This is a genomic window from Kitasatospora sp. NPDC057015, assembly GCF_042673745.1.
Classification (GTDB): domain Bacteria; phylum Actinomycetota; class Actinomycetes; order Streptomycetales; family Streptomycetaceae; genus Kitasatospora.
Map to the genome: position 1 here is coordinate 65671 of NZ_JBHUSG010000010.1, position 13120 is coordinate 78790.

Here is a 13120-nt window from a genome sequence, read left to right on the forward strand (position 1 = left end):
GCAAAAAACCTGGTGAGAAATGACGGTGCACCGACTTATCCTCTCGGCGATGGCCGAGAACCAAGAGACCACGCTGCCGCAGTCGACACCCCGACCGAAGCAGGAGGATCCGGACCCACCCGCACCGGAGCCCGGAACCACCCCCCGCGGCACACCCGCCACCGCGACCGAGCACAGGTCGACGGTGCGGTCCCTGCTGCGCCTGTGGCCGTACGCGCGGGTGATCCGCTGGCGGCTGGCCGCCTCCATCGGCGCGGCGCTCGTCGCCACCCTGAGCGTGCTGATCGTCCCGCTGGTCCTCGGCCGGATCGTGGACGGCCCGATCGCCCACCACGACCTGCCCGCCCTCTGGCCGCTCGCCGGGCTGCTGCTCGTGCTCGGCCTGATCGAGGCCGGACTCTTCTACACCAGACGGGTGGTGCTGGCCGGCCCGCTGGCCGGCCTGGAGACCGCCATGCGCGGCGACCTCTACGCCAAGCTCCAGCGGCTGCCGGTCTCCTTCCACGACCGCTGGGCCTCCGGCCAGCTGCTCTCCCGGGCCACCTCCGACATGTTCACCATGCGGCTGTTCCTGGCCTTCCCGCTGGTCTTCCTGATCGTCAACTCGGTGATGTTCGCGGCCGGCACCGCCGTGATGTTCGTCCTGGACTGGCGCCTGGCGCTGATCACCCTGCTGCCCGCGATCCCGCTGATCCTGCTGAGCCGGCACTTCGAGTCCGGCTACTCGCTGGCGGCCCGCCGCGCCCAGGACCAGACCGGTGACCTCGCCACCGTGATCGAGGAGTCCGTCCTCGGCATCCGGATCCTCAAGGCCTTCGGCCGGCACCGGACGATGGCCGAGCGGTTCCGCCGCCAGACCCACGAGCTGCGCGAGACCGAGCTCCACAAGGCCGGCATGCTGGCCAACCTGTGGGCCGTCATCGTCGGCCTGCCGGAGCTGGCGCTCGGCTGCGCCCTCGCCGTCGGCGCCTACCTGGTCGCCCACGACGACCTGACCACCGGCACCCTGGTGGCCTTCCTCTCCACCGCGCTCGCCCTGCGCTGGCCGGTCGAGTCGCTCGGCTGGCTGCTCGCCTACGCGAACGAGGCGGCGACCGCCACCGACCGCTACTTCGAGGTCATGGACGAGCCCGAGGGCGGGGCCGGGCCCGACGCGCCCGCGGCCGGAGCGGACACCCCGGCCAAGGGCGGGAGCGCCGCCGACAACGCCGCGGACGGCGAGGGCATCCGCCTCACCGGCGTGCGGTTCCGCTACCCGGACGCGCCGGCCGACACCCCCGACCTGCTGTGCGGGATCGACCTGCACGTGCGGCGCGGCGAGACGATGGCCCTGGTCGGCGCGACCGGCAGCGGCAAGACCACCCTGACGGCGCTGCTCCCCCGCCTGTACGAGGCCACCGGCGGCACCATCACGCTGGACGGCCGCGACATCCGCGACATCCCCCGGGACCGGCTGCGCGAGCTGGTCTCGGTCGCCTTCGAGGAGCCCACCCTGTTCTCCGCCTCGGTCGCGGAGAACGTGCTGATGGGCGCCCCCGACGCCTCCCGGGAGCAGCTGCGCCGCGCGCTGGGCACCGCCCAGGCCGGATTCGTGGAGCTGCTCCCGGCCGGCACCGAGACCCAGGTCGGCGAGCAGGGCCTCAGCCTGTCGGGCGGTCAGCGCCAGCGCCTGGCCCTGGCCAGGGCCGTGGTCGGCGACCCGGCCTTCCTCGTCCTGGACGACCCGCTGTCCGCCCTGGACGTGCACACCGAGGCCCTGGTCGAGCGGGCCCTGCGCGAGGTGCTCGGCTCCACCACCGCCCTGGTGGTGGCGCACCGGCCGAGCACCGTCCTGCTGGCCGACCGGGTCGCGGTGCTGGCCGACGGCCGGATCGCCGCCGTCGGGACGCACCAGGAGCTGCTGCGGTCCAGCGCCGTCTACCGCGAACTCATGTCGGGCGAGGCCGCCCCCGTCCTGGAAGGGAGCCCCGCCCGATGAGCACCACCACCGTCGAACCGGCGAAGGAGGCGCAGCAGCAGCCGGAGCCGCCGGAGGACGAACGGCTCCCGTCGGCCGTGGAGGACGAGGACATCCCCGTCCCGCCCGGCGCGGCACGCACCCTGCTGGGCGCGCTGCTCGGCCCGCACCGCGCCCGGATCACCGTGGCGATGCTGGTCATCCTGGTCCAGCAGGCCGCCCTGCAGGCCGGGCCGCTGCTGGTGGCCATCACCATGGACCGGGCCGTCCCGGCGCTGCGCGACCACGACAGCGGCCCGCTGATCGCGGTCATCTCCGCGTACCTGGGCTGCGCCGCGCTGAGCACCGTGCTGCAGCGGACGTTCATCCGGCTGAGCGCGCGGATCAACCAGGACATCCTGCTGGAGCTGCGCGGCCGGATCTTCCGGCACGCCCAGCGGCTCAGCCTGGACTTCCACGAGCGCTACACCTCCGGCCGGATCACCTCGCGGGCGACCAGCGACGTGGACGCCCTGCGAGAGCTGCTCTCCGAGGGCCTCCAGGAGCTGCTGACGGTCTTCCTCTCGGTGTTCTACATCTCGGTGCTGCTGCTGGTGATGGACTGGCGCCTGGGCCTGGTGTCACTGGCCTCGATCCTGCCGCTGTACCTCATCACGCGGTCCTTCCAGGCGCGCTCGCGCCGGGTCTACCGCCGCTCGCGCACCGCCACGGCCAGCCTGATCGTCAAGTTCACCGAGACCATGAACGGCATCCGCCCGGTCCAGGCCTTCCGCCGGGAGGCCGCCAACGACGCGGCCTTCGGGGTGCTCAACGGCCGGGCGGCGGCCTCCCAGGCGGACGGCTTCCGCGAGCTGGCCCGCTTCGTCGGGCTGTCCCGGACGACCGCCAACGTCTGGATCACCGGGATCGTGGTGCTGGGCGCGTTCCTGGTCACCGACGGCAGCCTGGAGCTCGGCGTGCTCACCGGCTTCGTGCTCTACCTGCGCCGGCTGTACGACCCGATCGACCAGCTGGCGATGTTCCTGAACAGCTACCAGTCGGCGGCCGCCGCCCTGGAGAAGATCGCCGGCCTGCTGGCCCACGAGCCGACGGTGGCCGAGCCGAGCACTCCGCTGCCGCTGCCGGCCAGCCCGGTGATCGGCCGGGAGGTGGCCTTCACCGGCACCCGGTTCGCGTACCGGACGGGCAAGGAGGTGCTGCCCGCCTTCGACCTGGTGCTCCCGGCCGGGCAGACCACGGCCGTGGTCGGCGCCACCGGCGCCGGCAAGTCGACGCTGGCCAAGCTGCTGGCCCGGTTCTACGACCCGACCGAGGGCCGGATCACCCTGGACGGCGTGGACCTGCGCGACCTCGCCACCGCCGACCTGCGGCGCGGGGTGGTGATGGTCACCCAGGAGTCCTTCCTGTTCTCCGGGACGGTCGCCGAGAACATCGCCATCGGCAAGCCCGGGGCGACCCGCGAGGAGGTCGAGCGGGCGGCCCGGGAGATCGGCGCGTACGAGTTCGTGGCGGCGCTGCCCGAGGGCTTCGACACCGACGTGCGCAAGCGCGGCGGGCGGATCTCGGCGGGCCAGCGGCAGCTGGTGGCCTTCGCCCGGGCGCTGCTCGCCGACCCGGCGGTGCTGATCCTGGACGAGGCGACGTCCTCGCTGGACGTCCCGGGCGAGCAGGCCGTGCAGCGCGCCATGCGGACGGTGCTGGCCGGCCGGACGGCCGTGATCATCGCCCACCGGCTCTCCACCGTGGAGATCGCCGACCGGGTCCTGGTGATGGAGCAGGGCCGGATCGTGGAGGACGGCACGCCGGAGGAACTGATCGGCGGGGCGGGCCGGTTCGCCGACCTGCACCAGGCCTGGCGGGACAGCCTGGTCTGAGCCGACCGGGGTCCGACCCGGCCCTGAGCCGGCCGGTCCGATCCGCCCCGCACGCGCCGGAGGGCGCCGGGCCCCCGTTCGGGGCCCGGCGCCCTCCGGTCGTTGCGGCCGGCCGCGCGGTCAGCGCAGCAGGCCCCCGTCCATCCCGGCCGACTCCGCCGGCAGCGCCACCAGGCCCAGCTCGGCCGGGGAGGCCAGCAGCGGATGGGCCGGCAGCACCCGGACGGTGTAGCCGAAGGGGCCGGTGCGGCTCAGTTCGAGCCGGCCCTCGTAGCGGGTCCGCCCGTCGAGGTCGGGCCCGCCGGCCGGCTTGAGGGCGAGCAGCGCGGCGTCCGAGATGCCGTCCGACTCGTCCACCCGGCCGGAGACCACCTGGACCTCGACGTCGGTCGGCTGCAGCGGGCCGAGCGAGACCTGGACCCGCAGGGACAGCGCGCTGCCCAGCTCCTGCGCCTCGTCCGGGCACTCGGCCTCGACGTGCTCGACCCGGACGGCCGGCCAGGCCTGCCGGACCCCGGCCTTCCAGGCGGCGAGCGCCCGGGCGCCGGCGTAGCCGGCCCCGCCCGGTGCGGGCTCCGCCAGCTCGCGCTGGGCCAGCGCCGCCGGCGCGTAGAGCCGCTCCACGTACTCCCGGACCATCCGGCCGGCCAGCACCTTGGGCCCGAGGGTGACCAGGGTGTGCCGGACCATCGCGATCCAGCGGTGCGGCAGCCCGTCCGCGCCCCGGTCGTAGAAGCGCGCCGCCACCTGGTGCTCGATCAGGTCGTAGAGCGCGGCGGACTCGATGTCGTCGCGGCGCTCGGCCTCGGCGCTCTCCGGGTCCAGCACGCTGCCGACGCCGTCGGCGGTGGGGATCGCCCAGCCGTTCTGGCCGTCGTACCACTCGTCCCACCAGCCGTCGAGGACGGAGAGGTTGAGGCAGCCGTTCAGCGCGGCCTTCATGCCCGACGTGCCGCAGGCCTCCAACGGCCGGAGCGGGTTGTTCAGCCAGACGTCGCAGCCCGGGTAGAGCCGCTGGGCCATGGCCATGTCGTAGTCGGGCAGGAAGACGATCCGGTGGCGCACCGCCGGGTCGTCGGCGAAGGCGACCATCTGCTGGATCAGCCGCTTGCCGCCGTCGTCGGCCGGGTGCGCCTTGCCGGCCACCACGATCTGGACCGGGCGGGTCGGGTGCAGCAGCAGGGCGCGCAGCCGCTCCTGGTCGCGGAGCATCAGGGTGAGCCGCTTGTAGGAGGGCACCCGGCGGGCGAAGCCGATGGTGAGCACGTCGGGGTCGAGCACGGCGCCGACCCAGCCGAGCTCGGCGTCGCCGGCCCCGCGCTGGCGCCAGGAGGTGCGCACCCGGCTCCGGGCCTCGTCCACGAGCTGGGCCCGCAGGGCCCGCCGCAGCTCCCAGATCTCGGAGTTGCCGATCCGCTCCAGGCCCGTCCAGCGCCTGGTGTCGCCGACGGTCATGGCGTCCTCGGCCCGCTCGGAGCCGATCTCGGCGGCGCCGAGCCGGACGACCGCCGGGTCGATCCAGGTCGGCGCGTGCACGCCGTTGGTGACGGAGTCGATCGGCACCTCGGCCTCGTCGAAGCCCGGCCAGAGGCCGTTGAACATCGACCGGCTGACCGCGCCGTGCAGGGTGGAGACGCCGTTGGCGCGCTGGGCCAGCCGCAGGCCCATGGCGGCCATGTTGAAGAGCTTCGGGTCGCCGCCGCGCCAGGACTCGGCGCCGAGCGCGAGCACCTGCTCGACCGGCACCCCGGCCAGGGCGGCGTCGCCGGTGAAGTGCCGGGCGACCAGCTCGCGGTCGAAGCGGTCGATGCCGGCCGGGACGGGCGTGTGCGTGGTGAAGAGCGTCCCGGCCCGGACGGCCTCCAGGGCCGCCGCGAAGTCCAGGCCGTCCGCGGCCTCCTCGCCCTTCTCGCCGGCGGTGACCAGCTCCCGGATCCGCTCCACCCCGAGGAAGCCGGCGTGGCCCTCGTTGGTGTGGAAGACCTCGGGGGCGGCGTGCCCGGTGAGCCGGCAGTAGGCGCGGACCGCGCGGACGCCGCCGATGCCCAGCAGCATCTCCTGGAGCAGCCGGTGCTCGCTGCCGCCGCCGTAGAGGCGGTCCGTCACATCGCGCTCGGCGGGCGAGTTGGCCTCGATGTCGGAGTCGAGCAGCAGCAGCGGGACCCGCCCGACCTGGGCCTTCCACAGGTGCGCGGCGAGCGTGCGGCCGGCCGGCAGGGCGAGGTCGATCCGCACCGGGGTGCCGTCGGTCTCGCGGAGCAGGCTGACGGCGAGTTCGTCGGGGTCGAGCAGGGGGTAGCGCTCCTGCTGCCAGCCGTCGCGGCTGAGGGACTGCCGGAAGTAGCCGTGCCGGTAGAAGAGGCCGACGCCGATCAGCGGCACGCCGAGGTCGCTGGCGGACTTGAGGTGGTCGCCGGCCAGGATGCCGAGACCGCCGGAGTACTGCGGCAGCGCGGCGGCGATGCCGTACTCGGGCGAGAAGTAGGCGATCGCGGCGGGCAGCCGGCCGCCGTCCTCGGCGGACTGGTACCAGCGGGTGCCGGTCAGGTAGTCGCGCAGGTCGTCGGCGAGGTCGCCGAGCCTGCGCAGGAAGCGCCGGTCCGCGGCGAGGGCGGCGAGCCGGGCGGCCGGGACCTCGCCGAGCAGGCGTACCGGGTCCTCCCCGGTGGCGGCCCAGACCTCGGGGTCGACGGAGCGGAAGAGGTCTCTGGTCTCCGAATGCCATGACCAGCGCAGGTTGAGCGCGAGCTCGTGCAACGGCTGGAGTTGTTCGGGCAGGACGGTGCGGACGGTGAATCTGCGGATTGCCTTCACGGCGTGAAGCGTAGACCCGGTAATGGGTGTGAGGGTGTGTCACCGGACCTATTGGTGATCCGTTCGGCCTATTGATGAGATCGCATTCAGCGCATTGGACTGCACAGGGGGCGCGCGCGGCGCACTTTTCCAAGTCCCGCACCACCAGTGCGTGAACACTGTGGAACAGCTTGATTTCCGCTGGCCGAGATACCCCCCGGACGGTCGGAAAGTAACGCGCTACCGCTGCGTAGGTCTTGTCGACGGTGTCACTATGAACAAAGGTCGTTGATGCTGCGGGGTGTGCGGCGACGGGTGGCGCCCCCCGACTGCAGCACGTCCGAATCCTTCCTCGTCGACAAACCCTCACCTTCCTTAGCCCATTCGGCCCTCGCCGTGTTTCCGGCGCGTGTCCTCGTGCTGCCCCCGCTCGTTCACGGGTGGGTTGGGTCGCACTGGGGCGCGCCCGGGGGGCGCGCGCCGGGACGCACGCGGGCTCTCGGACTCGCGGCCGCGGCACGACCGGAGTCGGGCAGGTTGCCGGGTGCGGCGACGTGGGCAGGCTCCGGTCTCGGCACGACCTCCCCCACCCAGTAGTTCTCCCGGTACTCCCCTGGCCCCGGACCGGCCGGCGGGAGCTGCCGCCGATCTCGGGCAGGAGTTTGGCATGCACGGCGACACGCGGGACCAGTCCACACCGGTGGCCGACACACTCGACGCGGCACTCGCGGAATCCGCCGAACGGGTGGAACCCGACGGCCAGTCGGATCCGGCGATGCCCAAACCCCGGGCCGCCGCGGCGCCCCGGCCCCGGCGGACGGCCACCGGCCGAGAACCCGCGGCCGAGGACGACCGGCCCGCGGCCCCGCGCAAGCGCGCCGCCCGCGCGGCGGCACCGGCCGAAGGCCCGGCCGCACCGGGCCGGCCGGTCGCGCGGACCGTCGTCGGGGCCGGCACCGCCCGGAGCACCGCGCCGAGCGCGGGCACGCCCCGGAAGACCACCACCCGGAAGACCTCCGCCCGCAAGACGACAGAGAGCGACACCGTGATCGGCCGCATCCCCGTCCTGGACGTCAGCCCCCTCGTCGACGCCGGCCGAAGGCCCGCCAAGGCGGTGGTCGGCGAGGCCTTCGAGGTCACCGCGACCGTGTTCCGCGAGGGCCACGACGCCGTCAACGCCAACGTGGTGCTGCGCGACCCGCGCGGCCGCAGCGGCCCCTGGACGCCGATGCGGGAGCTGGCTCCCGGCACCGACCGCTGGGGGGCCAGCGTCACCCCGACCTCGGCCGGACGCTGGTCCTTCCTGGTCGAGGCGTGGAGCGACCCGGTGGCCACCTGGCGCAAGGCCGCCGCGGTGAAGCTGCCGGCCGGCATCGACACCGCGCTGGTCCTGGAGGAGGGCGCGCAGCTGCTGGAGCGCGCCGCCGCGGGCGTGCCCAAGAAGGAGGGCCGCTCGCACGTGCTGGCCGCCGTGGACGCGCTGCGCGACCCCGGTCTGCCGCCGCTGTCCCGGCTGGCCGCCTCGCTCGTCCCCGACGTGACCGCGCTGCTGGCCCGCTACCCGCTGCGCGAGCTGGTCAGCTCCACCCGGCCGATGCCCCTGCAGGTGGACCGCGAGCGGGCGCTGTTCGGCTCCTGGTACGAGTTCTTCCCCCGCTCGGAGGGCGCGGTCGTCGACCCGTCCGGGGTCGAGCCGCCGCGCTCCGGCACCCTGCGGACCGCCGCCGAACGCCTGCCGGCCGTCGCCGCGATGGGCTTCGACGTGGTGTACCTGCCGCCGGTGCACCCGATCGGCCGGGCCTTCCGCAAGGGCCCCGACAACACCCTGACGGCCGGTCGGCACGACGTCGGCTCCCCGTGGGCCATCGGCTCGCCGGAGGGCGGCCACGACGCCGTCCACCCCGACCTCGGCACCATCGAGGACTTCGACCACTTCGTCGCCGAGGCCACCGCCCTGCACCTGGAGGTGGCGCTGGACTTCGCCCTCCAGTGCTCCCCCGACCACCCCTGGGTGAACAAGCACCCGGAGTGGTTCACCCACCGGGTCGACGGCACCATCGCCTACGCCGAGAACCCGCCGAAGAAGTACCAGGACATCTACCCCGTCAACTTCGACCAGGACTTCGACGGCATCGTCAAGGAGACCCTGCGCATCCTGCGGTTCTGGATGGGCCACGGGGTGCGGATCTTCCGGGTGGACAACCCGCACACCAAGCCGGTGGTGTTCTGGGAGAAGGTGCTCGGCGAGATCGCCCGCACCGACCCCGACGTGGTGTTCCTGGCCGAGGCGTTCACCCGGCCGGCCATGATGCACACCCTGGGCAAGGTCGGCTTCCACCAGTCCTACACCTACTTCACCTGGCGCACCACCAAGCAGGAGCTCACCGAGTACCTCACCGAGCTGTCCGGCGAGCCGGCCGCGTACATGCGGCCCAACTTCTTCGCCAACACCCCGGACATCCTGCCCGAGCACCTGCAGACCGGCGGCAGGGCCGCCTTCGCGATCCGGGCGGTCCTGGCCGCCACGCTGTCCCCCAGCTACGGCGTGTACGCCGGTTTCGAGCTGTTCGAGAACGAGCCGGCCGAGCCGGGCTCCGAGGAGTACCTGCACTCGGAGAAGTACGAGCTGCGCCCGCGGGACTGGAGCCGCGCCGACACCCTCGCCCCGCTGCTGACGGTGCTGAACCGGCTGCGCCGGCGGCACCCGGCCCTCCAGCAGCTGCGCGACCTGCGCTTCCACCCGACGGACAACGACCAGGTGCTGGCCTTCTCCAAGACCGCGAGCACCGAGGACGGCCTCACCGATCGCGTGATCACCGTGGTCAACCTGGACCCGCAGCACGTCCAGGAGGCCACCGTCACGCTCGACGGCGACGGCCCGTACACCGTCCACGACGAGCTCACCGGCGCCGCCTTCACCTGGGGCCGGCACAACTACGTCCGGCTCGACCCCTCCGCGGAGCCGGCCCACCTCCTCACGGTTCGGAGGAACCCAGCGTGACAGTGAACGAGCCCGTCCCCGACACCTTCGCCGAGACCTCGAAGAAGGACCTGGACCCGGAGTGGTTCAAACGTGCGGTGTTCTACGAGGTCCTGGTGCGGTCCTTCCAGGACAGCAACGGCGACGGCGTCGGCGACCTCAAGGGGCTCACGTCCAAACTCGACTACCTGCAGTGGCTGGGGGTCGACTGCCTCTGGCTGCCGCCCTTCTTCGCCTCGCCGCTGCGTGACGGCGGCTACGACGTCGCCGACTACAAGGCGGTGCTCCCCGAGTTCGGCGACCTGGCCGACTTCATGGAGTTCGTGGACGCCGCGCACGCCCGCGGCATGCGCGTGATCATCGACTTCGTGATGAACCACACCAGCGACCAGCACCCGTGGTTCCAGGCCTCCCGGGAGGACCCGGACGGCCCGTACGGCGACTTCTACATGTGGGCCGACGACGACAAGCAGTACCCGGACGCCCGGATCATCTTCGTCGACACCGAGACCTCGAACTGGACCTACGACCCGGTCCGCAAGCAGTACTTCTGGCACCGGTTCTTCTCGCACCAGCCGGACCTCAACTACGACAACCCGCGGGTGCAGGAGGAGATGATCGCGGGGCTCCGGTTCTGGCTGGACCTCGGGATCGACGGGTTCCGGCTCGACGCCGTGCCGTACCTGTTCGCCCGGAAGGGCACCAACTGCGAGAACCTCCCGGAGACCCACGAGTTCCTCCAGCGGGTCCGCAAGGAGATCGACGCGGACTACCCGGACACCGTGCTGCTCGCCGAGGCCAACCAGTGGCCCGAGGACGTGGTCGACTACTTCGGCGACTTCTCCTCCGGCGGCGACGAGTGCCACATGGCGTTCCACTTCCCGGTGATGCCGCGGATCTTCATGGCGGTGCGGCGGGAGTCCCGCTACCCGGTCTCGGAGATCCTCGCCAAGACGCCGACCATCCCCGGCAACTGCCAGTGGGGCATCTTCCTGCGCAACCACGACGAGCTGACCCTGGAGATGGTCACCGACGAGGAGCGCGACTACATGTACGCGGAGTACGCCAAGGACCCGCGGATGCGTGCCAACGTGGGCATCCGCCGGCGCCTGGCCCCGCTGCTGGAGAACGACCGAAACCAGATCGAGCTCTTCACGGCCCTGCTGCTCTCACTTCCCGGCTCCCCGGTGCTGTACTACGGGGACGAGATCGGCATGGGCGACAACATCTGGCTGGGCGACCGTGACGGCGTGCGCACTCCCATGCAGTGGACGCCCGACCGGAACGCGGGTTTCTCCTCCGCCGACCCGGGCAGGCTCAGTCTGCCGCCCATCATGGATCCGGTCTACGGATACCAGGTGACCAACGTCGAAGCGCAGCAGAGCAGTTCGAGTTCGCTGCTGCACTGGACGCGGCGCATGATCGAAATCCGCAAGCTCAACCCCGCGTTCGGCCTCGGCACGTACACCGAGCTCCCCTCCAGCAACCCGGCCGTCCTGGCCTTCGTACGTGAGTACGAGGGCGACCTGGTCATGTGCGTGAACAACTTCTCGCGGTTCGCGCAGCCGACCGAGTTGGACCTCCGCCGGTACGGGGGCCGGTACCCGGTCGAGCTGATCGGCGGGGTGCGCTTCCCCTCGATCGGCGAGTGGCCGTACCTGCTCACCCTCGCAGGCCACGGCTTCTACTGGTTCCAGCTCCGCAAGCCGCCCCGCCCCGACGGGGCGCGCCCCCCGGGTCTGAAGTAACGGTTCCCTCCGGGCCCCCGGGCCCAAGCGCTTCGGGGCGCGCGGGACTTCGCGCCCGCGCCCCCCGACTGCGCCTGCACCACCACGTACGGAGAACAGCCCAACGGCCCACCACACTATGGCGTGACACCCGAGCCCCGCTCGCGTGCCTCCGCCGCCGCGCCGCCGAAATCCGGAAGACTGACGGGCCCGGCCAGACCCGTCGGGCAGTCGGCCCGCTTCCGGGGAAAGGGAGTCATGTCCGAAACCTCCCGGTCTCAAGCCCATGTGCACCGCGACACCCCTACCGGCACGGCCGTGCCGGCCGGACCGCGGAGCCCCGGGGTACGCAGGACCGCCCTGGGAGTCAGCGAGCTGATCCACGCAGCGCTGCCGCTGATCGCCGATTGGCTCCCCACCCAGCGCTGGTACGCCGGGAAGGGCCGTGCGATCACCGGCCTCACCCCGGTGGTCGGCACCCCGCTCCAGGTTGGCGACCCCTCGCTGCTGCACCTGCTGCTGCGGGTCGAGCACTCCGCCGTCGGCGGCAGCCCCCACGGCGACATCTACCAGCTGCTGCTCGGCACCCGCTCGGAGGCGCCGGTCGGCATCGGCCCGGGCGCCGTGCTGGGCCGGCTCAACCAGGGCCCGCACGACGGCGCCGTGCTCTACGACGCGGTGCACGACCCGGAGCTGACCGGCCGGCTGCTGGAGCACCTGGCCACCGGCGACCGCTTCGGCTCGCTGTCCTTCCGCCGCACCCCCGGGCCCGGCCTGCCCGCCAACCTGCCGGGCCGGGCCAGCACCGCCGAGCAGAGCAACAGCTCGGTGATCTACGGGACCTCGCTGATCCTCAAGCTGTTCCGCCGGATCAGCCCCGGCACCAACCCGGACCTCGAACTCTCGCTCGCCCTCTCCCGCGCCGGATCCACCCGCATCCCGCGGGTGGCCGCCTGGTTCGAGAGCCGGCTGGAGCGCGCCGAGCCGGCCACCCTCGGCCTGCTCCAGCGCTACCTGCCGGACGCCGAGGACGGCTGGGAGCTCGCCCTGGACCAGGTCGGGCGGCTCAAGGGCGACCCGTCCCCCGGCAACTTCGCGATCGAGGCGCACCGGCTCGGCCGGGCCACCGCCGAGGTGCACCGGGTGCTCGCCCGCTCGATGCCGGTGGCACGCCTGGACCGCACCCAGACCCGGCAGCTGGCCACCGCGATGGCCGACCGGCTGGACAGCGCCGTCTCGGCCGTGCCCGGACTGCTGCGCTACCGCTCCGCGCTGCGGGGCGCCTTCCAGCAGCTCGCCGACGCCCACCCGGACGGCCTGCCCGTCCAGCGGATCCACGGCGACCTGCACCTCGGTCAGGCGATGCGCACGCCGCAGGGCTGGGTGCTGCTGGACTTCGAGGGCGAGCCCGCCAAGTCGGTGGCCGAGCGCCGGGAGCCGCAGACCGCCCTGCGGGACGTGGCGGCGATGCTGCGCTCCTTCGACTACGCCGCCGCGCACCTGCTCGCGGGCGGCCCGGTCGACCCGGAGCTGGCCCACCTCGCGGCGGCCTGGGCCGCCCGCAACCGGACGGCGTACTGCGCGGGGTACACGGCCGGCGGCGGCACCGACCCGGCGGCCTCCCCGGAGCTGATGCGCGCACTGGAGATCGACAAGGCGGTGTACGAGGTGGTGTACGAGGCCCGGCACCGGCCCAGCTGGCTGCCCATCCCGCTCGCCGCCATCAACCGGCTGGCGCTGACCGTCTGACCCCGCCCCACCCCGTCCACAGGACCCCGCTCCACCGGCT

At 73.0% G+C, this 13120-nt stretch carries 6 protein-coding genes; 5 read left to right on the forward strand and 1 reads right to left on the reverse strand.

Going from position 1 to position 13120, the window contains the following annotated elements:
• The first annotated feature begins 49 nt into the window (after positions 1 to 49).
• Together ACFTWP_RS12550 and ACFTWP_RS12555 are read left to right on the forward strand one after the other, a co-directional pair.
• Positions 50 to 1978 carry an ABC transporter ATP-binding protein gene (locus ACFTWP_RS12550; RefSeq protein WP_380264463.1) on the forward strand — a complete coding sequence of 643 codons (1929 nt, stop codon included), beginning with the start codon at positions 50 to 52 and terminating at the stop codon, positions 1976 to 1978.
• The gene (locus tag ACFTWP_RS12555) at positions 1975 to 3831 is read left to right on the forward strand and encodes an ABC transporter ATP-binding protein (protein WP_380264464.1); all 1857 of its coding nucleotides are present in this window, start codon (positions 1975 to 1977) and stop codon (positions 3829 to 3831) included. The genes ACFTWP_RS12550 and ACFTWP_RS12555 overlap by 4 nt, the downstream gene beginning before the upstream one ends.
• Before the next feature lie 120 nt (positions 3832 to 3951).
• Here ACFTWP_RS12555 and glgP read toward each other — a convergent pair whose 3' ends face one another.
• Entirely contained in the window at positions 3952 to 6645 is a 2694-nt protein-coding gene (gene glgP, locus ACFTWP_RS12560; protein ID WP_380264465.1) for an alpha-glucan family phosphorylase, read from the reverse strand.
• 1024 nt (positions 6646 to 7669) lie between these two features.
• On the opposite strand from glgP, the gene ACFTWP_RS12565 reads away from it, so the two are divergent.
• The 3 genes from ACFTWP_RS12565 (at position 7670) to ACFTWP_RS12575 (ending at position 13080) form a co-directional block, all read left to right on the forward strand.
• Positions 7670 to 9625, forward strand: a complete 1956-nt coding sequence (locus ACFTWP_RS12565) for an alpha-1,4-glucan--maltose-1-phosphate maltosyltransferase (protein WP_380264584.1) — start codon at positions 7670 to 7672, stop codon at positions 9623 to 9625.
• Positions 9622 to 11352 (forward strand): maltose alpha-D-glucosyltransferase, encoded by a 1731-nt coding sequence (treS, locus tag ACFTWP_RS12570; protein WP_380264466.1) that lies wholly within the window; start codon positions 9622 to 9624, stop codon positions 11350 to 11352. The genes ACFTWP_RS12565 and treS overlap by 4 nt, the downstream gene beginning before the upstream one ends.
• Before the next feature lie 237 nt (positions 11353 to 11589).
• Entirely contained in the window at positions 11590 to 13080 is a 1491-nt protein-coding gene (locus tag ACFTWP_RS12575; RefSeq protein WP_380264467.1) for a phosphotransferase, read from the forward strand.
• Positions 13081 to 13120: the final 40 nt, after the last annotated feature.